At 70.2% G+C, this 24,896-nt stretch carries 2 protein-coding genes; both read left to right on the top strand.

What is annotated here, in order from left to right; genetic code table 11:
• Nucleotides 1–470 precede the first annotated feature (470 nt).
• A complete protein-coding gene (locus AD72_RS15685) occupies nucleotides 471–14,357 on the top strand; it encodes a non-ribosomal peptide synthetase (RefSeq protein ID WP_082468971.1) in 13,887 nt (4,628 codons plus the stop codon).
• On the top strand, nucleotides 14,354–24,862 hold the full coding sequence (locus AD72_RS15690) for a non-ribosomal peptide synthetase (RefSeq protein WP_051898658.1): 10,509 nt from the start codon (nucleotides 14,354–14,356) through the stop codon (nucleotides 24,860–24,862). The genes AD72_RS15685 and AD72_RS15690 overlap by 4 nt, the downstream gene beginning before the upstream one ends.
• Nucleotides 24,863–24,896 lie beyond the last annotated feature (34 nt).

The following is a 24,896-nucleotide window of genomic DNA, read 5'->3' on the forward strand; positions in this document are numbered from 1 at the left end:
TGGCCGACCGAAGTGTGTTGTGCGACAGTTCCGTTCCGTGGTTCCGTCAGCGATTTGTCAGCGATTCGTATGCGCCAGGAAGTATCGGCGATTTCCGCCGTTTTTCGGCGGTTTCGCGAATCGTCGCAGGTGCAAAGGCTTCTTATCGGCTTCCACGCTCGCATGTCCGCGCTGCGCCGCACAATGGGGATCCCCTCGCAGGGGGAACTTGAAATCGGCGACATCCGCCGAACGTCGGCGCGGCCGTCACGGGTAGTAGCGCGGTCGTCCTTCCTGCGGAGCGAAATCCGCCTATTCCCGTCGTAGCAAGGAGGTCCGGGGTCCGAAGTCCTCACCCGGGCACCACCCGGAGTGCCGCGGACGGCAAGCCTACTGGCTGGTAAGCGGCTCCGGTGAGTGATAGGTTTCCCTCGGACATTACGCCGTCGAAACGTTGTCCTAACTTCAGTGAGCACAGACAGTGAGCGGGAATGGTCTCGTTGGACGATCAGTATTTGCCGTTGTCTTCCGCGCAGCGCGGTTTGTGGTATGCGCAATTGCTGTCCCCGAAGACACCGATCAACATCGCGCAAGTTATCGATATCCGCGGTGTTGTCGACCCCGCCTTGTTCGAACGTGCCGTCGAGCACACATTCGGCGAATTCGAAAATCTTCACGTCACCGTGTCCGAACGCGAGGGCGAGCCGGTTCAGCGGCGAAATGGAGCAGCCCGTTGCTCCATCCAGGTGATTGATTTCAGCGCCGAATCCGAGCCTGCGCAGCGGGCGCAGGAGTGGATCCGGGCGGACTGCGCCGCCGAGGTCGACCTGGCGCGGGATCCGCTCGCCTCGGTCGCGCTGCTCGCACTCGCCGCGGATCACTGGCAGGTACTGCTGCGGGCGCACCACATCGTATGCGACGGGCAGACCGGCGCGTGGGTCCTGGCCCGGCTCGCCGAGGTGTACAGCGCCATGGCGGGGGATTCGGCACCGCCCGCGATGGACTACGGCACGGTCGAGGACCTGCTCGCCGAGGATGCCCGCTACCGGGAGTCCGGCCGTGCGGAGACCGATGAAGAGTTCTGGCGCCGGATCGCGGGCGAGCTTCCGGAACCGGCGAGCCTCGCCGGGCGAACGGCGGCGCCGAGTATGGACCCGGTGCGCGCCCCCGGGGCGCTGTCCAGCTCGGCGGCGGAGGGGCTCGAGGCGGCGGCTCGGTTGCTGCACGGCACCGTCCCGGTGCTGGCTCTCGCCGCGTTCGCCACCTACCTCGGCAGGCTGACCGACCGCCGCGAGGTGGTGCTGAGCGTTCCGGTGATGGCCCGCAGGGGTACCCGGATCAAGGGCGTCGCCGGGATGGCCTCGAACGTGCTTCCGCTGCGGCTGCGGCTGGACGAACAGGACACGGTCGGCGCGCGCGTGGCACGGGCGCGGGCCGAACTGTTCTCCGTGCTGCGCCATGAGCGGTTCCGGGGCGAGCGGCTGACCGGCGGCAGGCAGGCGCGGTTCGGGCCGATGGTGAACATGATGCCGTTCTTCCCGGAGCTGCGTTTCGGCTCCGCGCCCGCGAGCATGCGGGTACACGCCGCGGGCACCGTGGACGACCTCTCGGTCACGATGTATCACGGCGGCAGCGCCGAGCACGCCTTCCGGGTGGACTTCGAGGCCAATCCGGCGCTGTACTCGGCGGAGCAGCTGCGCGGGCACCACGAACGCTTCCTGCGGTTCCTGCGAGTGTTCGCGAACGCGGGGGAGCACGCCAGGGTCTCGGCGATCGACGTGCTGGACGAGGACGAGCGCCACCGGGTGCTGCACGGGTGGAACAAGACGGCCCGGTTGGGGAACCCGCGCACCATTCCGGACCGGTTCGCGCGTGCGGTGCGGGCGAACCCGGACGCGGTGGCGGTGACCTCCGCCGCGGGCAGCCTGAGCTATGCCGAGTTGAACGCGCGGGCCAATCGGCTCGCCCGGGCGCTGATCGAACAAGGGGTGGGCGCGGAGCAGCGGGTCGCGGTGGCGCTGGGCCGTTCGGCGGACGCGGTCGTCGCACTGCTCGGGGTGAGCAAGACCGGCGCGGCCTATGTCCCGCTGGACCGGCATTCCCCGCCGGAACGGGCGCGGGTGGTGCTCAAGGACGCCGCCCCGGTGTGCGCGATCACCGACGAGGAGTGCGCCGAACTGATCGGGGACACACTGCCCAGGATCGAGCTCGGCGGTCTCGACCGGTACTCGGCCGCGGACCTCGGTGACCCGGCCCCGCGAGCGGACAATGCCGCCTACGTCATCTACACCTCGGGGTCCACCGGCCGTCCCAAGGGAGTGCTCGTCAGCCACGCCAACGTGTCGAACCTGGCCGACTGGGCACTGGACCGGCTCGGCGCCGATGCCTTCCGGAACGTGCTCGCCACGACCCCGCTGACCTTCGACGTCTCCGTGTTCGACACGTTGATCCCGCTGCTGGTCGGCGGCGGTATCGAAGTGCTCGAGGATGTGCTCGAACTGGCCGACCGGCCGCGGTGGGCGAGCCTGCTGTGCGCGGTTCCCTCTGCGCTCGCCGCGGTCGCCGATTCCGGTGCGCTGGAGGGAATCGAACGGATCGCGCTCGCCGGGGAGGCAGTCCCGCCGCGGCTGGTGCGCAGGCTGCGTGAGCTCGCCCCGGACGCCGCGCTGGCGAACATCTACGGGCCGACCGAGGCCTGCGTGTACGCCACCGCATGGTTCGATGACGGTCGCGCGGACGCGGCCGCCCCGATCGGTGCCCCGCTGGCGAACGTGCGCGCCTATGTACTCGATCGCGGGTGCCGCCCGGTCCCGCCCGGAGTGGCCGGTGAGCTGTACCTCGCGGGCGCCGGACTGGCCCGTGGCTACCTCAACCGCGCGGGGCGTTCCGCGGAACGGTTCGTCGCCTGCCCGTTCGGTGCTCCGGGAGAGCGGATGTACCGCACCGGGGATGTGGTGCGGTGGAACGAATCCGGTGATCTCGTCTACCTCGGCAGGGCGGATTTCCAGGTGAAGGTGCGGGGTTTCCGCATCGAGACCGGGGAGATCGAATCGTCGCTCGCCGAGCATCCGAGCGTCACCGAGGCGGCGGTGCTCGCCCGCGAGGACGGGCCGGGGGAGAAGCGGCTGGTCGGCTACGTGACCCCGGCGACCGGTGTGGGTGCCGATCCGGACCTGTTGCGGCGCTATCTGGCCGGTCTGCTCCCGGACTACATGGTTCCCGCGGTGATCCTGGTGGTCGAGGCTTTCCCGCTCGGCGCGAGCGGGAAACTCGATCGGTCGGCGCTTCCCGCTCCGCCGCGAGAGTCGGGCTCGGGCGCGCGCGAACCGAGGGACGGGATCGAAGCGACCCTGTGCGGCATCATCGCGGATGTGCTGGGGCGCTCCGAGGTGGGACCGGCCGAGAGGTTCTTCGACATCGGCGGCGACTCGCTCTCCGCGACCAGGGTGATCGCCAGGGCACGCGCCGAACTGGGCGCGGACCTGGGTGTGCGGCAACTGTTCGAGACTCCCACCGCGGCCGGGCTCGCCGCGGCCTGTGCCGACGCGGGGGCGGCCGACGATTCCGGGGTGCGCCGGATGCCACGCCCGGAACGGATCCCGGTTTCCGACGCCCAGTACCGGCTGTGGTTCCTGAACCGGATGGAACCGGCGAGTACCTACAACATGCCGTTCGCCGTGCAGCTGACCGGGTCCGTGGACCTCGACGCACTGCTCGCCGCGTTCGCGGATGTCGCGCAGCGGCACGAGAGCCTGCGTACGGTGTTCCCGGAGATCGACGGCCGCCCGTATCAGGAGATCCTCACCGAGGGCGCCAGGCCGGACGTGGTCCACATCGAACAGTCCGAAGTGGAGGGTCAGCTCGCCGAATTCGCCCGCGAGGCCATCGATATCGCCACGGAACCACCGGTGCGCGCCAGGCTGTTGCGGATCAGCGAGCGGGAACACGTACTCGCCGTGGTGCTGCACCACATCGCCGCGGACGGCTGGTCGCTGCGCCCACTCGCCGCGGACCTGGAATACGCCTACGCGGCACGGCTTTCCGGGCACACACCGCAGTGGTCCCCGCTTCCGGTGCAGTACGCGGACTATGCGCTGGGTCAGCAGGAACGGCTCACCGGAGCGGTACTGGAGCGCCAGCGCGACTACTGGACGGAGAAGCTGCGCGGGATCCCGGCCGAACTGGAGCTGCCCGCCGATCATCAGCGCGGGCCGAACCCGACAGGGGCGGGCGGGTCGCTCGAATTCACCGTAGACGCGCCGACCCACCGGCAGGTGCGGGACCTGGCTCGGCGCACCGGGACCACGCCGTTCATGGTGCTGCACGGTGCGCTCGCGCTGCTGCTGACCCGGCTCGGCGCGGGCGAGGACATCCCGATCGGAACACCGGTGGCCGGCCGCGCGGATCCGGCACTCGAGCGGTTGATCGGAGTGTTCGTCAACACGGTCGTACTGCGCGCCGACACCAGCGGTGACCCGAGCTTCCTCGAACTGCTGGACCGTCTGCGGCACACGGACCTCGAAGCGTTCGCCCATGCCGACATCCCGTTCGAGCGGCTCGTCGAGGAACTCAACCCGGATCGCGCGGTCGGACGGCATCCGCTGTTCCAAGTGGCGCTCAGCTTCCAGCACGAGGAAGACCCGCGGATCCGGTTCGCCGGGGCGAGCACCACGATCCGGCGGCTGGATTCCGGGACGGCCAAGTTCGACCTCTCGCTCGGATTCCGCGCCGGAACCGAGTCCGATGGGCTGACGGCCACCCTCGAGTACGCGCGCGAACTGTTCGAACCGGACAGTGCCCGTGCGTTCGGTGAGCGGTTCCTGCGGTTGTTGCATGCGGTCCTTGCCGATCCGGGGACACCGCCCGATTCGCGGGTGCTGCTCACCGAGGCCGAACGCGCCGCGATCGAGCGCCCGCTCGCGGAATCGGCCCCGACCGGGACACTGGTTGAGCTCTTCGAGCAGGCGGTGCGCGCCCATCCGGACCGGACCGCCGTGATCGCCGAGGGACGGCGGCTGAGCTACCGCGAACTCAACGCGCGGGCGAACGCCCTGGCGCGCAGGCTGATCGCGGCCGGAGCCGGTCCGGAGCGTTTCGTGGCCCTGCTGTTGCCGCGCTCGGCGGAACTGGTGATCGGCGTACTGGGTGTGCTCAAGGCCGGGGCGGCCTATCTGCCGATCGATCCGGGCTACCCGCGCGAACGCATCGCCTTCCTGCTGGCGGACGCCGGACCGGTGGCCACGGTGACCGATCGGCCGGGCGAACTCGACGGCACGGTTGTGGTGCTCGATGACCGCGCCGAGGAACGGAACATCGAGCCGACCGAACGCCGAAACCGGTTGCTGGCGGCGCATCCGGCGTACCTGATCCACACCTCGGGGTCCACCGGTGCGCCCAAGGGCGTGGTCGTCACGCACGCCAATGTGGCGAGGCTGCTGCGCGCCTGCGCCGCCCGGTGCGCCTTCGACGAGCGGGACACCTGGACGCTGTTCCACTCCTACGCCTTCGATTTCTCCGTCTGGGAGCTGTGGGGGCCGCTCGGCAGCGGTGGCGCGCTCGTGGTGGTGGACTACGAGACCTCCCGTTCCCCGGAGGCGATGCTGCGGCTGCTCGAGCGCGAACGGGTCACGGTGCTCAGCCAGACACCTTCGGCGTTCTATCAGCTGGCGGCGGCCGATCAGGAGCGCGCGCACTCCGAGCTCGCGCTGCGGTACGTGATCTTCGGCGGGGAAGCGCTGGACATCCCGCGGCTCGCGGACTGGTACGCCCGGCACCGGGAGACCGCCCCGGTGCTGGTGAACATGTACGGCATCACCGAGACCACGGTGCACGTGAGCTACCTGGAGCTCGGATCCGCGATGGCGGTACCGGGCACCGGCTCGCTGATCGGTGAGGCGCTCGGCGATCTGCGGATCCGCCTGCTCGACGACCGACTGCGTCCGGTGCCGGACGGGGTGCGCGGGGAGATGTACGTCGTCGGCGCGGGCCTCGCGCGTGGGTATCACGGACAGGCCGGGCTGAGCGCGAGCCGGTTCGTGGCCGATCCGTTCGCCCCCGGGCAGCGGATGTACCGCACCGGTGACCTCGCCCGCCGCCGTTTGGATGGCGGGCTGGAATACCTGGGACGCGGCGATTTCCAGGTGAAGATACGGGGATTCCGTATCGAGCTCGGCGAGGTGGAGAGCGCGCTGGCGGCGGAACGGAACGTCGCGGGCGCGGCAGCGGTGGTGCGGTACGCGGGAACCGAGGCCGCGCGGCTGGTCGGCTATGTGGTCGCCGCGGGGACCCCGCTCGACGCGGACGCGCTGCGCAGGTCGGTCGCCGGGCGGCTCCCGGCGCACCTGGTTCCCGCCAAGATCGTGGTGCTCGACCGTTTTCCGTTGACGGGAAACGGGAAACTCGATCGGGCCGCGCTTCCGGAACCGGAGACGGGAACCGGTCAGGACTGGCAGCCGCCGCGCGGGCCGATCGAGGAGATCGTGTCCTCGGTGTTCGCCACGGTGCTCGGCGTCGCCCGGGTCGGCAGCAATGAGAACTTCTTCGAACTGGGCGGGAATTCGCTGTCCGCGACCCGGGTGCTGGCCCGGTTGCGCAGTGCGCTCGGTGTCGATCTCCCGGTGCGCGCCCTGTTCGAGCGCCCAGACCCCGCCGGTGCCGCCGCCGCGGTGGTCGAGGAGAAGGCCAAGGGTTCGGGTGTGCTTCCTGCGGTGGTGGGTGTTGGTCGTTCTGGGGTGTTGCCGTTGTCTGCGGGTCAGCGGCGGTTGTGGTTTTTGTCGAGGTTGGAGGGGGAGCGGTCGGTTTATCATATTGTGGTTGGTTTGCGGTTGTGTGGTGTGTTGGATGGGGGTGTTCTCGGTGTGGCGTTGGGGGATGTGGTCGGCAGGCATGAGGTGCTGCGCACGGTAATCCGCGAACAGGACGGAGTGCCGGGCCAGATCGTGCTCGATCCGCCGGAGATCACACTCCCTGTCGAGGAACACACAGCCGACTCCGTCGAACCGGCGGCGCGGGAATTCGCCAGGGAGGAATTCGACCTGGCAAACGACATCCCGATCCGGGGGCGGTTGTTCCGGCTCTCCGAAACCGAGCATGTGCTTGTGCTCGTGCTGCACCACATCGCCGCGGACGGCTGGTCGCTCGCCCCACTGGCCGGGGATGTGATGACCGCGTACGCGGCGCGGCTGCGTTCCCGGGAACCGGACTGGGCACCGCTTCCCGTGCAGTACGGGGATTTCGCGGTGTGGCAGCGGGATCTGCTCGAGCGGGCGGATCTCGTGGAGCGTCAGATCGGGTACTGGCGCGAACAGCTCGCCGAGCTTCCGGAGGAACTGCCGCTGCCCGCCGACCGGCCGCGCCCGGCGAACCCGAGCTATCGCGGCGCGATCGTGCCCATCGAGCTTCCCGCCGCACTGCACGCCGGGATCGCGGAGCTGGCCCGCTGGCGAGGGGTCAGCGTGTTCATGGTGGTACAGGCGGGTTTGGCGGTCCTGCTGTCGAAGCTGGGCGGTACCGAGGATGTGCCGATCGGAGCACCCGCGGGTGCACGGCCCGATCCGGTGCTGGACGATCTGGTCGGCGTCTTCCTGAACACGCTGGTGCTGCGTACGGATCTGTCCGGGAGGCCGAGTTTCACCGAACTGCTGGACCGGGTTCGCCGCACCGATGTGGACGCGTTCGCGCACGCGGATGTGCCGTTCGAGCACCTGGTCGACGAGTTCGCCCCCCAGCGGTCCATGGCTCGGCACCCGCTTTTCCAGGTGATGCTGGCCTTCCAGAACTTCGCGCCACCGCGACTGGATCTGGAAGGGCTGCGGGTCACCGCCGAACCGGTGGACACCGGGACCGCGAAGTTCGACCTGCTGTTCTCCCTCGCCGAGGCCGCCGACGGTGGCCTTTCCGGGGCGCTCGAGTACTCCACCGATCTGTTCGAGGAGACCACGGCACGGGAACTTGCCGAGCGCTTCGTGCGCGTACTGGAAGCCGTGGTCGCCGATCCGGACATCGCGGTCGCCGAGATCGAAGTGCTCTCCGCGGCGGAGCGCGAACTCGTGCTGCACGAGTGGAACGCCACCGAAACCGCGGCCGCCTCGGGAACCCTGCCGGATCTGTTCGACGCACAGGTGCTGCGTTCACCGGAGGCCGAGGCGGTGCGCTTCGCGGAAACGGCGCTGTCCTACCGGGAATTCGGTTCGCGGGCGCGCAGGCTCGGGCGCTACCTTGGCGGGCTCGGCGCCGGACCGGAGGCGCGGGTCGGCGTGCTGCTACCGCGCTCACTGGAACTGATGGTGGCGATATACGCGGTGCACCAGGCGGGCAGCGCCTATGTCCCGCTCGATCCGGAGCTTCCCGCGGACCGGCTCGAGTTCCTGATCGCCGATTCCGCACCGGTGTGCGTGGTCACGACGCGCGCGCTGGTCTCGCTGGTGCCGGACGGAGTCACCACCGTGCTCGCGGACGAGGCAGAGTTGGCCGGGATACCGGACGGGCCACTGGACCGGGAACCGCACCCGGATCACGCGGCCTATGTGTTGTACACATCCGGGTCCACCGGCCGCCCGAAAGGTGTGGTGGTCTCGCATGCCGCCGTGGTCAACCGGTTGGCGTGGATGCAGGACACGTACGAGTTGACGGCCGCCGACCGGGTACTGCAGAAGACGCCCATTTCCTTTGACGTGTCGGTGTGGGAACTGTTCTGGCCGCTGCTGGCCGGGAGTTCGCTCACGGTCGCTGAACCGGGCGGGCACCGCGATCCCGAGTACCTGAGCGGATTGTTCGAACGCGAGAAGATCACGGTCGCGCATTTCGTGCCCTCGATGCTCGGTGCCTTCCTGTCCGCCGGGGGACGCACGGGTGGGCTGCGCTCGGTGTTCTGTTCGGGCGAGGAACTACTCGCCGCCGTGGCGCGGGAGTTCCGGGCTGCATTCCCGGATGTGGCGCTGCACAATCTGTACGGTCCGACCGAGGCAGCCGTGGATGTGACCGCGCATCGCGTCGACGGCGGAGAGCCGGTCATCCCGATCGGGCGGCCGCTGTGGAACACCCGGCTCTATGTGCTGGACCGGTTTCTGCGCCCGGTTCCACCCGGGATCGCGGGCGAGCTGTACCTGTCCGGGGTGCAGCTCGCCCGCGGTTACACCGGGCGTCCCGGACTGACCGCGGAGCGGTTCGTGGCTTGCCCGTTCGGGGCGGGGGAGCGGATGTACCGGACCGGTGACCTGGTGCGGTGGGATCGTTCCGGTGCGCTGGTCTATCTGGGCCGCACCGATTTCCAGGTGAAGGTGCGTGGTCAGCGGATCGAGCTCGCGGAGATCGAACTGGCCCTCGCAAGCCTGGACGGTGTCGCGCAGACCGTGGTGACCACCGCGGCGGGCCCGGGTGGCGAGACCGTTCTCGCCGGATACCTGGTCGCGGCACCGGACACCACGGTGGAGCCCGCGCGATTGCGTGAGCGGCTGCGGGCTACGCTTCCCGAGTACATGGTTCCCGCGGTGCTCACCGTCGTGGACGAGTTCCCCCTGACGCCGAGCGGGAAACTCGATCGCAAGGCCCTGCCGGAACCGCGATTCGAGGCACCGCACGAGGCATCGGCCGAGGCGCGCTCACCGATCGAGGAGATCGTCTGCTCGATTTTCGCGGATGTGCTGGGCCTGCACGATATCGGCGTGACCGACAGCTTCTTCGAGCATGGCGGGAATTCGCTCTCCGCGACCCGGATCGTGGCGCGGCTGCGCACCGTACTGGACGCGGAGGTGCCGATCCGGGTCCTGTTCGAAACTCCGACCGCCCGCGGAGTCGCGGCTGCCGCTCTGGAGGCCAAGGGTTCGGGTGTGCTTCCCGCGGTGGTGGGTGTTGGTCGTTCTGGGGTGTTGCCGTTGTCTGCGGGTCAGCGGCGGTTGTGGTTTTTGTCGAGGTTGGAGGGGGAGCGGTCGGTTTATCATATTGTGGTTGGTTTGCGGTTGTGTGGTGTGTTGGATGGGGGTGTTCTCGGTGTGGCGTTGGGGGATGTGGTCGGCAGGCATGAGGTGCTGCGCACGGTAATCCGCGAGCACGACGGCAAACCACGCCAGGTCGTGCTCGGTGCCTCGGCGGTCACCGTGCCACTCGGCACGGTGGCGATGCCGGGCGCGAAGGATGTCGAAATCGGCACCGCGGCCCGGGAGTTCGCCCGCGAGGAATTCGACCTCGCCGTGGATCTGCCGATCCGGGCGCGCCTGTTCCAGGTCTCCGAAACCGAACACGTGCTGGTGCTCGTGCTGCACCACATCGCCGCCGACGGTTCCTCGCTCGCCCCGCTGGCCAGGGATGTGATGACCGCGTACGCCGCGCGGCTGGAATCCCGGGAACCCGAGTGGGCACCGCTTCCCGTGCAGTACGCCGATTTCGCCGTATGGCAGCGGAATCTGCTGGAGAACCGGGAGTTCCTGGATCGTGAGGTCGGGTTCTGGCGCAAGCAGCTGGCCGGTCTGCCGGAGGAACTGCCGCTGCCCGCCGACCGGCCGCGCCCGGCAACTCCGAGCTACCGCGGTGCCACGGTCCCCTTCGAGGTCGACGGCGCGACGCATGCCCGGCTCACCGAACTCGCCGCCGAGCACGGGGTCAGCCTGTTCATGGTGGTCCAGGCCGGGCTCGCGGTGCTCTTGTCGGGCCTGGGCTGTGGGCGCGATGTGCCGATCGGTTCCCCGGTGGCCGGCCGCCCGGATCCGGCGCTCGACGAACTGGTCGGTGTCTTCATGAACACCCTGGTGCTGCGCACCGATGTGTCCGGGCAACCCACCTTCGGTGAGCTGCTGGCCCGGGTGCGGGAGACGGACATCGCGGCCTTCGCGCACGCGGATGTGCCGTTCGAGCACCTCGTCGACGAGCTCACCGCGCAGCGGACCATGGCTAGGAATCCGCTTTTCCAGGTGATGCTGGCGTTCCAGAACTTCGACCGGCCGCAGCTGTCCCTTCCCGGGCTCGAGGCACGGATGGAACCGGTCGACACCCGGACCGCGAAGGTGGATCTGCTGTGGTCGCTCACGGAGACCGAACAGGGTGGCATGAGCGGGGCGCTCGAATACGCCATCGACCTGTTCGAGGACGCGACCGCCGCGGAGCTGACCAAGCGGTTCACCCGGCTGCTCGCCCTGCTCGGTGTCGAACCGGATCGGCCGGTCACCGAGTTCGGGCTGCTCGAGGAGGACGAGCGGAGCAAGGTGCTGCGGGAGTGGAACGCCACGGAGGTCACCGGCGTCCACGGAGCCCTGCCGGAACTGTTCGAGGCACAGGTATCGCGCACACCGGACGCGGTGGCGCTGCGGTCCGCGGGCACGGAACTCAGCTACGGTGCCTTCGCCGCAAGGGTGCGCCGACTGGCCCGGTTGCTGCGGGAACGCGGTGCCGGACCGGACGGCCGGGTCGGGGTGCTGCTGCCGCGGTCGCCGGAGCTGATGGTGGCGATCTACGCGGTGCACCAGGCGGGCGGCGCTTATGTCCCGCTCGATCCGGAGCTTCCCGCGGAGCGATTGGCGTTCATGGCCGAGGATTCCGCGCCGGTGTGCGTGCTGACCGACCGGGAGCTGGCGGGCGTGCTGCCGGAAACGGTGCCGGTGATCGTGCTGGACGAAACCGAGCTGTCCGGCTACCCGGACACCCCGCTGGGGCTCGCGGTACCGGAGGACTGTGCGGCGTACGTGATCTACACCTCGGGTTCCACGGGCCGCCCGAAGGGAGTCGTGGTCTCGCATGCCGCCGTGGTGAACCGGTTGCGGTGGATGCAGGCCGAATTCCCGCTCCGGGAAACGGACCGGGTCGCGGTGAAGACCTCGATCTCGTTCGACGTCTCGGTGTGGGAACTGTTCTGGGCACTGAGTACCGGTGCCTCGGTGGTGCTGGCGGCACCCGGCGGGCACCGGGACGCCGAGTATCTCGGCGAGTGGTTCGCCCGCGAAGGGGTGACGGTGGCGCACTTCGTGCCGTCCATGCTGCGGGTCTTCCTGGACGGCGCGGGAACCGTCGGTTCGCCGCGGCTGGTGTTCTGCTCCGGGGAGGCGATGCCCGCCTCGGTCGCGGACGCGGCGCTGGACCGGTGGCCGGGGATCGGTCTGTTCAATCTGTACGGTCCGACCGAGGCCGCGGTGGATGTGACCTGGTTCGGCGTCGGTGGCGGCGATCCGGTGGTGCCGATCGGCCGTCCGGTGTGGAACACGCGGGTTTTCGTGCTGGACGAGTTCCTGCGTCCGGTCGCACCCGGTGTCGCGGGCGAGCTGTATCTGGCCGGGGTGCAGTTGGCCCGGGGATACTCCGGCCGGGCCGGATTGTCCGCGGAGCGGTTCGTGGCCTGTCCCTTCGGTGCCGGGGAACGGATGTACCGGACCGGGGACATGGTCCGGTGGAACCGTTCGGGGGAACTCGTCTATGTGGGGCGCGCGGACTTCCAGGTGAAGGTGCGCGGCCAGCGGATCGAGCTGGGCGAGATCGACGCGGTGCTGGCCGCGCAGGAGGGCGTAGCCCAGGCGGTGACGGCGGCGACCACTTCGCCCGCGGGGGAGACCGTGCTGGCCGGCTATGTGGTGCCCGGGGCGGGGTTCGAGGCGGGCAGGCTGCGCGAGGGGCTGCGTTCGGTACTGCCGGAGTACATGGTGCCCGCGGTGTTCACCGTGCTGGACGAGTTCCCGCTGACCCCGAGCGGGAAGCTGGATCGCAAAGCCCTGCCGCACCCGGAGTTCACGGCAAGCGGTCCCTATACCGCGCCCTCGACCACAGCCGAGGAGATCATCTGCGCGGTGTACGCCGAGATACTGGGCCGCGAGACCGTGGGGGCCGGGGACGGTTTCTTCGAACTCGGCGGCGATTCCATCGTGGCCATACAGGTGGTGGCGAAACTTCGCGCTCACGGGTACACGGTGACCCCGAAGGATGTGTTCACCAATCCCGCGCCGCGCGAGCTGGCAGGGGTTGCCCGGACCGGCGCGGTCATCCGGCACGAACCCGAGGGCGCGAATCTGGGCGAGGTTCCCGCGACCCCGATCATGTGCTGGCTCGCCGCGCAGGACACCGATACCGAGCGGTTCCACCAGGCGATCGTGCTGCGGGTTCCGGGCGGGCTCGGTGCGGAGCGGATCACGGCAGCGCTCACCGCACTGCTGGACCGGCACGACGCGCTGCGCATGCGGGTCACCAGGACCGGCGCCGGGTTCGCCGCAACCGTGCTCGAACCGGGGGCAGTGGGCCCGAACCTGCGTACCGTGGACGCGTCCGCCATGGACGAAGCCGGATTGCGTGCCGCGGTGCGGGCGAATGCGGACACCGCCGCGGCGGCCCTGTCCCCGAGCCAGGCCGGGCTGCTGCGCGCGATCTGGTTCGACGCGGGGGCGGAAGGGGCGCGGCTGCTGCTGGTCGCCCATCACTTCGCCGTGGACGGGGTGTCCTGGCGGATCCTCGTCCCCGACCTGATCGCCGCACTGGGCGGTGCGGAGCTCGCCGAGGTCGGCACCTCGGTCCGGCGGTGGGCCCGGGAACTGCGCACCGAGGCCGCGGAACGGATCGGCGAGCTGGAGCACTGGGAGCAGGTGCTCGCCGAGGTACCGCAACCGATGCGCGGCACCCGGGACGGGCACGGTCAGCTGCGCCGCCGGGTGGACCGAGAGCTCAGCGTGGCACTGCTGGACGAGATCCCGCTGGCCTTCCACGCCGGAACCGAGGACATCCTGTTCGCCGCCCTGACGATGGCACTGCGGGAATGCGGGCTCGGCACGACCGCGCGCGGCCGGGTGCTGTTCGATGTGGAGGGACACGGCCGGGAGGAGATCGCCGATGGGCTGGACCTGTCCCGCACCGTCGGCTGGTTCACCAGCATGCACCCGGTCGCGCTCGATCTCGACGGATTCGACTGGTCCGAGGTGCGCGCCCGGACGGACGGGATCGACACCGCGGTGAAGACGGTGAAGGAAGCGCTGCGCGCCGCACCGGACAACGGCATCGGTTACGGAATGCTGCGTTATCTGACCGAGGAAGGCGCGCGGCGGCTCGGCGAGCTGAGCGCGGCGCGGGTGCTCGTCAACTACCTCGGGCGCGCCGAGGCACCCGGCGCCGAAGGGGATTGGGGTCTCGCCGAGGAGAACGAGGTACTGGCCACACAGCCACCCCCCGGACACGACCTGGCCGTCGACATCGCGGCCGTGGACGGGGAACTGCGTGCCACCCTCGCCTGGCAGGCCGGAACCATCACCGAGCGGGATGCGGCGGACCTGCTCGATCGGTGGTGCGAGGCGCTGACCGCGATCGCCGAATACACCGGAACCGGTTCCGGTGGCGGGCACACCCCATCGGATCTCTCGCTCGTTTCCCTTGACCAGACGGAAATCGACGCGCTCGAAGCGGTATGGAGGGATTTGTGAAACGCTCCCAGATCGAGGACATCTGGCCGCTCTCCCCGCTTCAGGAAGGACTGTACTTCCACGCGGCGTACGGGTCCGACGTGTACACCACGCAGATCGCGATCGATATCGAAGGACCGCTGGACACCGCGGCCATGGAGGAAGCGGCCGGGGAACTGTTGCGCAGGCACCCGAATCTGCGCGCCGGTTTCCTGCACGAGAGTCTGGACAAGCCGGTGCAGGTGATCGCCCGCGAGGTGCGCACACCGTGGCGGGAGCTCGACACCGCGGACCCGGACGCCCTCGCCGAGGCGGAGCGCGGCACGCCGTTCGACCTCTCCCGGCCACCGCTGCTGCGGTTCGTGCTCGCACACACCGCTCCCGGGCGGGCGCGGCTGATCCTGACCCATCACCACATCCTGCTCGACGGCTGGTCCACTCCCTTGCTGTGCGCGGAACTGCTCGGCCTGTACTCCGGCGGCACGCTCCCGCAACCGCCCTCGTACAAGCAGTTCCTGGCCTGGCTCAAGCAGAGCGACCGCACCATGGCTCTCCAGGTGTGGCGCGAGTATCTGACCGGTCTCGCCGGACCGACCCTGGTGGCCGGTCCGGAGCCCGAGGGCGGCGCCGAACTTCCCGCCGAGGTCAGCGCGAAACTCAGCGCCGAAGCGAATGCGCGGCTGCGCGCGATCGCCCAGGGCGCGGGCGCCACCGTCAACGCGGTCGTGCAGTCGGCCTGGGCGGTGCTGCTGGCCCGGCTCACCGGAGGCTCGGACATCGTGTTCGGCACTGTGGTCTCCGGGCGCCCGGCCGAGCTCGCGGGCGTGGAGAGCATGATCGGGCTGTTCGTGAACACCATCCCGGTCCGGGTGCGGGTGCCCGAACGCGGCTCCTTCGGTGAGCTGGTCGCCTCCTGTCATACGGGGCATTCCTCGGTGCTGGGCAGCGAGCACCTCGGCCTCGCCGAGATCCAGCAGGCCGCGGGAACCCAGCAGCTCTTCGATACGCTCACCGTGTTCGAGAACTACCCCTTCGATCCGTCCACTGTGGACCAGACCGGGGAGCTGCGCGTCGCGGGGGTGCGCCACGTGGACGCGACGCACTATCCGCTCGTGTTCGCGGTGGTTCCCGGGGATCCGATGACAGTGCGGTTCGAATACCGGCGTTCGGTGTTCTCCCCGGGGTGGGCGAACCGACTGCTCGACCGGTTCGTGACGCTGCTGGAGAACGTGCGCGCCGATTCGCCGGTGGGTGCCATGGACCTCCTCGGGGAGGGCGAACGTGCCCGGCTGCTGGAGGAATTCGCCGGACCCTCGAGGGAACCGGCGACCGCCACGGTACCCGCGCTGTTCGCCAGTTCGGCGGCCGAGCACACCGGGCGGATCGCGGTGCGCGGCGGGTCCGGGGAACTGAGCTACGGCGAACTCGACGCACGCTCGAACGGGCTCGCGTGGGCGCTGATCGCGCGGGGTATCGGGCCCGGCGATCGGGTGGCACTCGCCCTGGGCCGGGAACCGGAACTGCTGGTGGCGCTGCTCGGGATCCTGAAGGCAGGAGCCGCCTATCTGCCCATCGATCCGGGGTATCCGGCCGAACGGGTGGCGTATCTGCTCAAGGACGCGCGCCCGGCGGCACTGATCACCGGACGGGAATCGCCGCACCGGCCGGACATCCCGGTACTGCACCCCGACCGGACCGGATCGGTGGAACCGGTCACCGATGCCGATCGGGTGCGGCCGCTGCGCCCGGAGCACCCCGCCTACCTGATCTACACCTCGGGATCGACCGGCCGCCCCAAGGGCGTACTCGTACCGCATGCGGCGGTGGCCAATCTCGTCTCCTGGGCCGCCGAGGCGTTCGAACCGGAGGTGTTCGCCGAGGTGCTGGCCTCGACCTCGCTGAACTTCGACGTCTCGGTGTTCGACACGCTCGTTCCGCTCTGTCTCGGTGGCGGCATCGAACTGGTGGCCGATGCGCTCGCACTCGCCGAACGCACCCACCCCGCGAGCCTGGTGTGCGCGGTTCCCTCGGCGGTGTCCGGAGTACTGACGAAAGCCGAGCGGTTCCCGGTGGAAACCCTTGCCCTCGCCGGTGAAGCCCTGCCCGCCGAACTCGTACTGCGGCTGCGCGCGGCGGCACCGGGAGCGCGCCTGGCCAACATCTACGGGCCGACCGAGGCCTGTGTGTACGCGAGCGCCTGGTTCGACGACGGGAACCCGTCCGGGCACGCGCCGATCGGGCGGCCGGTCTCCGGAGCCCATGCCTATGTACTCGACCGGGGCCTGCGGCCGGTTCCACCCGGTGTCCCGGGAGAGCTGTACCTGGCGGGCAACGGACTCGCGCTCGGCTACCACGAACGGCCCGCGCTCACCGCGGAACGGTTCGTGGCCTGCCCCTGGGGCGACCGGATGTATCGCACCGGGGATGTGGTGCGGTGGACCGAATCCGGACAGCTGGAATACCTCGGCCGCGCCGACGAACAGGTCAAGGTGCGCGGGTTCCGCATCGAACCGGGGGAGATCGCCGCCGCTATGCGCGCCCAGCCCGGTGTGGCGGAGGCCGTGGTGATCGCCGAAGGGAAGACCGAGAAGCGGCTCATCGGATACCTGGTCCCGGAAGCCGGTGCCGAACCCGATCCGCGGACCGTGCAGGCCCGGCTCGCGGATGTGCTTCCCTGGTACCTGGTGCCTTCGGCGATGGTGGTGCTCGCCGAACTTCCGCTCAACCCCAGCGGGAAACTCGATCGCGCGGCGCTGCCCGCTCCGGACTACGGCGGGCAGCGGGGCCGCGTTCCGCACAGCCCGGCCGAGGCGGTGCTCGCCGGAGTCTTCGCCGAAGTCCTCGGGGTTCCCGAGGTCGGCGCGGAGGACAGCTTCTTCGAACTAGGTGGGGATTCGCTGCTCGCCATGCGGGTGATCGCGAAGGTACGGCTCGCGCTGAACGCCGAACTCGGGGTGCGGGCGGTGTTCGAGACACCGACCGTGGCCGGGCTCGCCGCGCGGGTCACCGGTGCGGGCGAACACACCCTGCCCCCGCTCACCGCGGGACCGCGCCCCGAACACCTGCCGCTTTCCACCGCACAGCACCGGTTCTGGTTCCTCAACCGGTTCGAACGGGGCGGTGCCGCCTACAACATGCCGCTCGTGCTCCGTCTGGACGGGGATCTCGACACCGGGGCACTTGCCACGGCGCTGGAGGATGTCGTCGCCCGCCACGAGATTCTGCGCACCGTGTACCCGGAGCGGGCCGAAGGGGAACCGTACCAGCGAATCCTTCCCGCGCAACCGGTCCTGGACGGCGAACCGGTGGACGCGACCGACCTCATGACAGAACTGACCGGCTTCGTGGCGCACGGCTTCGACCTGAGCGCCGAACCACCGATCCGGGCGCGACTGGTCCGGCTCGGCGCGCGGGAGCACGTGCTGGCGGTCGTTCTCGCGCACATCGCCGCGGACGGAGGCTCGCTCGCCCCGCTCGCCGGTGACCTGGTCACCGCCTACCGGGCCCGCTGCGCCGGGGAACGGCCCGGCTGGGCGCCGCTCGCCGTGCAGTACGCGGATTATGCGCTGTGGCAACGGGAACTGCTCGAGGGTGAGGTCGTCCGGACACAGCTGGAGTACTGGCGGGAACGCCTGGCCGGGCTCCCCGTCGAACTGGCCTTGCCCACGGACCGGCCACGCCCGGCCGCTCCGAGCTACGCGGGTGCGAGCCTTCCGTTCGAGCTGCCCCCGGACGTGCACGCGCGGATCGGCGTGCTGGCGCGTGAGCATCGGGTGTCGACGTTCATGGTGGTTCAGGCGGGGCTTGCGGTGTTGTTGGCGAAGTTGGGTGCGGGTTCGGATATTCCGCTGGGTTCGCCGATCGCGGGGCGTGAGGATGCGGCGCTGGACGAGCTCGTCGGGGTATTCGTGAACACTGTGGTGTTGCGTACGGATGTGTCCGGGGATCCGAGTTTCGCGGAGCTGCTGGACCGGGTCCGCGCGGCCGACCTCGCCGACTACGGCAATGCGCGGCTCCCGTTCGAACGGCTCGTCGAGGAGCTGAACCCGGAACGGGCGCTCGCCAGGCATCCGCTTTTCCAGGTGGCCATCTCCTACCAGAACAACCCGGCGCCGCGGTTCGAGCTGCCCGGCCTCGAGGTCACCGGCCTGCCCGCCCCGGCGACGACCGCGAAGTTCGATCTGCACTTCGTGCTCGGCGAACGCGAAGGCGGCGGGGGAATAACGGGAGTCTGCGAATACTCTGCCGACCTGTTCGACGAGTCCACTGTGGACGATCTGCTGACCAGGCTGCGCCGATTGCTCACCGCGGCGGTCACCGAGCCCGGCCGGTCCATCGGCGCGCTCGACGTGCTGGACGAGACCGAACGGGACACGATCCTGCACGCGTGGAACGCGACCGGGACACCGGTGCGTGACAGCACGCTCGCCGAGTTGTTCGCCGCCAGCGTTGCGGCCACCCCGGAGGCCGAGGCGCTGGATGCGCCCGGGCTGGACGGCCGGGAAATCTCGCTGACCTACCGGGAACTCGACGAGGAGGTGGCTGAACTCGCGGGCCGGCTCGGGCGCGACGGGGTGCGGCAGGGCGATGTGGTCGCGGTCGCGTTGCCCCGGTGCCGGGAACTCGTGATAACGCTGCTCGCGGTGCACCGGGGCGGTGCGGCCTATCTCCCGGTCGATCCCGCCTTCCCGGCCGAGCGGATCGAGTACCTGCTCGCCGACCAGCATCCAGCGGCGGTGGTCAGCACTGCGGGAGTGGAGCTACCCGGCGACACACCGCGGATACTCGTGGAGGACCGGGAACCGGGGCTGCCGGTCCCGGAGATCGCCGGGCAGCCCGGGGCGCCCGCCTACGTGCTGTACACCTCGGGATCCACGGGGCGGCCCAAAGGCGTGCCCGTCGCGCACCGATCCGTGGTGAACTTCCTGGACGCGATGACCGAACGGCTGCCGTTGTGCGCCGGGGCGCGGATGCTCGCGGTCACCACGGTGAGCTTCGACATCTCGGTGCTCGAGCTGTTCGGTCCACTGTGTACTTCGGGCACGGTGATCCTCGCCGAGGCGGCGAACGCCGTCGAACGGCTCGCCACGAAGAACGTGACCGTGGCGCAGGCGACCCCGACCCTGTGGCGGGAACTCCTGGACGCGGAACTGGGCGGGGTGCACGCCCTTGTCGGCGGCGAGGCGCTGCCCGAAGATCTCGCCGCCCACCTGTACGCGCGCTGTTCCCGGGTGACGAACCTGTACGGGCCGACCGAGACCACCATCTGGTCCACGATGTCCACTGTGGACGGTTCGCGCCCGCTGATCGGCGAACCGATCGCGAACACCCGGGCCTATGTCCTGGACGCGGCACTGCGGCCGGTACCACCCGGGGTTGCCGGTGAGCTCTACCTCGCCGGCGCGGGCCTCGCGCTCGGCTACCACGAGCGGCCCGGACTGACCGCGCAGCGCTTCGTGGCCTGTCCATGGGGCGAGCGGATGTACCGGACCGGGGATCTGGTGCGCTGGACCCGATCGGGCCAGCTCGACTACCTCGGCCGCACGGATGATCAGGTGAAGCTGCGCGGATTCCGCATCGAGCTCGGCGAGGTCGAGACGGCGATGCGGGCATACCCGGGGGTGACCGAGGCGGTCGCAGCGGTGCGCGCGAACCGGCTCGTCGGGTATTTCGTCGGCACCGCGGATCCCGGGGCGGTACGGGCGGATCTCGCTGTCCGCCTGCCCGGGCAGCTGGTTCCCGCCGTTGTCGTTGCCCTGGACGAACTGCCGCGCACACCGAACGCGAAGATCGACCGGGCAGCCCTTCCCGCGCCCGAGGTGCGCTCCGGGGACGAGGGGCCACGCACCGCGCGGGAGGGCCTGATCGCCGAGACCTTCGCCGGGCTGCTCGGTGTGCCCAAGGTCGGGGTGCACGACGATTTCTTCGCGCTCGGCGGGAATTCGGTGCTCGCGATGCGGGTCGCCGCGCGGATCGGCGGGGGGATCGGGGTGCGCGAGGTGTTCGAGGCACCCACCGTGGCCGAACTCGCCGCGCGCACCGGTACCCGGCACCTCGCCCCGCTGCGGCGGATGGACCGGCCGAGCCGCCCGCCGCTGTCCGCCGCCCAGTACCGGCTCTGGTTGCTCGACCGCTTGCAGGGCGCCTCGGCGACCTACAACATGCCGTTCGCCCTGGCGTTGACCGGAGAACTCGACCCCGAGGCGTTGCGCGCCGCCCTGGACGATGTGCTGGCCAGGCACGAGAGCCTGCGCACGGTGTTCGGTGAGTACGCGGGCGAGCCGTACCAGCTCGTGCTGGATCCCCGGCAGGCGCGCCGGGAACTGCCCTTGGTGTCCACAAAGGACGAACTACTCGCCGCGGCGAACGAACCGTTCGATCTGGCCGTGGACCCGCCGCTGCGCGCCCGGCTGCTGCCCGCCGGCGAGCGGGAACACGTGCTGCTGCTCGTGGTGCACCACATCGCGGCCGACGGCACCTCGCTCGGCCCACTCGCCCGCGACCTGCTCGCCGCATACGGTGCCCGGGCCCGTGGCAGGGAGCCGGAACAAGCCGCGCTGCCGGTGCAGTACGTGGATTACGCGCTGTGGCAACGAGAACAGCTCACCGAGGAAGCACTGGAAGCTCAGCTCGGCTATTGGCGCAACCGGCTCGCGGGTGCCCCGGCGGAGCTCGAACTTCCGGCGGACCGCTCCCGCCCGGCGAACCCGAGCTATGCGGGCGCCAGTGTGCCGTTCGAACTGGATAGCGACACCTACGCGGGAGTCCGTGCGCTGGCGCGTGAGCATCGGGTGTCGACGTTCATGGTGGTTCAGGCGGGGCTTGCGGTGTTGTTGGCGAAGTTGGGTGCGGGTTCGGATATTCCGCTGGGTTCGCCGATCGCGGGGCGTGAGGATGCGGCGCTGGACGAGCTCGTCGGGATGTTCGTGAACACTGTGGTGTTGCGTACGGATGTGTCCGGGGATCCGAGTTTCGCGGAGCTGCTGGACCGGGTCCGCGCGGCCGACCTCGCCGACTTCGACCAGGCGGCGGTCCCGTTCGAACGGCTCGTGGAGGAGCTCGCCCCGCAGCGCTCGCTCGGCCGCCCGCCCCTGGCGCAGGTGATGCTCGCCCTGAGCCAGACCGAACTTCCCGAGCTGCACGCGGACGGGATCACCGCGCGCCTCGAGCCACTCGAGTTCGCCAGCGCCCGCTTCGACCTCGCGGTCAATCTGGCCGAATCCGGGGGACTGCGCGGGGTGTTCGAATACGCGTGCGACCTCTTCGACGAGCCGACCGTGCAGGCCATGGCCACCCGGCTGGGCATCGTGCTCGCCACCGTCACCGCGCGGCCGCACGTCCGGCTGCACGAGATCGATGTGCGCACCGAACGGGAGCGCGAACCCGTGGCCACGGGCACGGTGCTGCCGGAACTCGGGATCGCCGAACTGTTCGAGCGGGCGGTCGCCGCGCATCCGGACCGGGAAGCCCTCGCCACGACCGGCGAATCGGTGTCCTATGCCGAACTGGACGCCCGGGCGAACCGGCTCGCGCACCTGCTCGCCGAGTCCGGTATCGGCCCGGAACACTATGTGGCGCTGTGCCTGCGGCGCGGCCCGGAGCTGATCACCGCGATGCTCGCGGTCGCCAAGGCCGGTGGCGCCTATTTGCCGCTCGATCCGGACTATCCCGCCGATCGGCTGGCCTATATGTGCGCCGATGCCCGGCCGAGCCTGGCGATCGCCGAGCCCGCGACCGAAGGACTGCTTCCCGCCGGAATCCGGGTGCTGTCCCCGGATGCGGCCACCGGGCAGCCGGAGCACGCCCCACGACGCCGCGCCCGGATCGACGCCCCCGCCTACCTGATCTACACCTCCGGATCGACCGGGCGCCCGAAGGGCGTGGTGATCACCGGAACCGGGATCGCCGGGCTGGTCGCGGTGCAGCGCGAGCAGCTCCGCATCGAGGGCGACTCGCGGGTGCTGCAGTTCGCCTCGCCGAGCTTCGACGCGATGTTCTGGGAGTTCGCCGCGCTGCTGCACGGGGCCACCCTGGTGCTCGCTCCGGCCGAGCGGCTGCTTCCCGGGCCGGTGCTCGCCGCGCTGATCACCGAGCAGCGGGTCAGTCACGCCACGCTACCGCCCGCCGCGCTGCCCGCCATCGAGGCCGAACTCCCCGGCCTGCGAACCCTGGTCGTGGCCGGTGAGGCCTGCCCGCCCGCGGTCGTCGCGGACTGGTCACCCGGGCGCCGGATGCTCAACGGTTACGGGCCGACCGAGACCACCGTGGCCGTCTCCGTCTCGGAACCCCTTGGCGGACCGGCGGATGCGGCGCGGCGCCCGCCGGTCGGGCACCCGGTACCCGGAACCCGGGTGTACGTACTCGACCGGTACCTGTGCCCGGTCCCGCCCGGGGTGACCGGAGAGCTTTACGTGGCGGGGCCAAGCCTGGCCCGCGGCTATCTCGGGAACCCCGGCCGCACCGCGGAACGGTTCCTGGCCTGCCCGGACGGCAGACGGATGTATCGCACCGGGGACCTGGTGCGGATCCGGCCGGACGGCCAGCTCGACTATGCCGGGCGGGCGGACCGGCAGGTGAAACTGCGCGGGTTCCGGATCGAACTCGGCGAGATCGAGGCCGTACTCGGTGGCCATCCGGAGGTGCGCGCGGCGACCGTCGTGCTGCGTGCCGCCGGACCGGATGGACCGGCGCGCCTGGTCGGCTATGTGGTCGGCGACGGCGAGGCGGATCTGCGGGCACATCTGGCACGCAGCCTTCCCGAGTACATGGTGCCCGCCGCGATCATGCGGCTGCCCGAGCTGCCGCTGACCGCGAACGGCAAGATCGACGAGAACGCCCTGCCCGCGCCCGAGTTCCGGGGCACCGGCACCGCACCGGCTGGCGCGCGGGAACAGGCCATGACGACCGCCTTCGCCGAGGTGCTCGGCCTGGACCGGGTCGGGGTGGACGACGGCTTCTTCGATCTCGGCGGCGACTCGATCCTGGTGATCCAATTGGTCGCACGGGCACGGGAAGCAGGCCTGGTGATCAGCCCGCGGGACGTGTTCACCGCCCAGGATCCGCGCTCGCTCGCGGCCCTGGCCCGCACCAGCGAGGAAAACCGGGAGCCCGAGGGAGCGGGTATCGGCGCGCTCACGCCGACCCCGATCATGCGGTGGTTCACCGAACTCGGCGAGCCGAGCGGATTCCACCAGTCGATGCTCCTGCGCGGGCCCGCGGGCACCGATCCGGCACGGCTGACCGCGGCACTCGGCGTGGTGCTCGACCGGCACGACGCGCTGCGGATGCGCCGGACCGAGGCGGGCGGCTACGAGATCCCCGAACCGGGAAGCGTGGAACCGGCCGCGCTGATGTCCACCGTGTCGGCCGAGGGACGCGAGCTCCGGGAACTGGTGGCCGAACAGTCCCGTGCCGCGGCGGATTCCCTGCGGTTGGACGGTCCGCTGCTGCGGGCGGTGTGGATCGACGCCGGGCCGCGGGAGGGACGGCTGCTGTTGCTCGCGCACCATCTGCTGGTGGACGCGGTGTCCTGGCGGATCCTGCTTCCCGATCTGCTCGCCGCGCTGGAGGGCCGTCCGCTCGCGCCGGTGCGGACTTCCCTGCGCCGCTGGGGAAAACAGCTCGCCGTGGCCGCGGCCAGCCCGGAACGACTCGCCGAACTGGACGGCTGGCGGGAGGTACTGCGCGGCGGTGATCCGCTCGCCGGTCCGCGGGGCAGCGCCGCCGGACTGCGCAGGATCGAGGTGGCGCTCGAAGCCGAGCACACCGCGCCGCTGCTGGACCGGATTCCCGCGGCATACCACGCGAAACCCAGCGATGTGCTGCTGACCGCGCTCGCCCTGGCGGTGGGACAGTGGCACGACTGCGCGGGTGAGGTGCTCGTGGAACTCGAAGGGCACGGGCGTGGCGAACTCGCCGAAGGGCTGGACCTGTCTCGCACGGTCGGCTGGTTCACCACGACCCATCCGGTGCGGCTGAACGCGGGCGAACCACCGTGGCAGGAGGTGCTGGACGGCGGGGAGCTGGTTTCGCGGGCGCTCAAGAACGTCAAGGAGCAGGTGCGCGCGATGCCCGGGGACGGGATCGGCTACGGGCTGCTGCGCTACCTGAACCCGGTGACCGCGGCCGAGCTTGCCGAAGCACCGAGCCCGCAGCTCGGGTTCAACTACCTCGGCAGGGTCGATCCGGGAACGGGCGGAAGCTGGTCGCTCGCCGGGGAAGCGGACGCACTGGTGTCCGGGCTCGATCCGGAAATGCCTGCCCCGCACGGGATCCAGATCGACGCGGTGGTGCACGAAGGTTCCGATGGCCCACGGCTGCTGGCAAGCGTCTGGTACGCGAGCGAGCACTTCGACCGCACTGCGATCGAGGAGCTGACGCGGCTGTGGAGCGCGGCGCTGCGCGGGATCGCCGAACACGCCGCCGAGGGAGTGCGCGGCGGGCACACCCCTTCGGACATCACGTTGCTGTCCATGGACCAGGACGAGATCGAGGAGTTCGAGGACGTGCTCGAGGGGGAACAATGAGCGAGTTTGCGAGCGAACCATCGACACAGCACCC

Origin of the sequence: Sciscionella sediminilitoris (assembly GCF_000737195.2) — a bacterium.
Taxonomy (GTDB): domain Bacteria; phylum Actinomycetota; class Actinomycetes; order Mycobacteriales; family Pseudonocardiaceae; genus Sciscionella; species Sciscionella sediminilitoris.

Excerpts from the sequence above, each read along its gene's own strand:
- AD72_RS15685 (WP_082468971.1), top strand. The coding sequence starts at position 471 with ATGGTCTCGTTGGACGATCAGTATTTGCCGTTGTCTTCCGCGCAGCGC.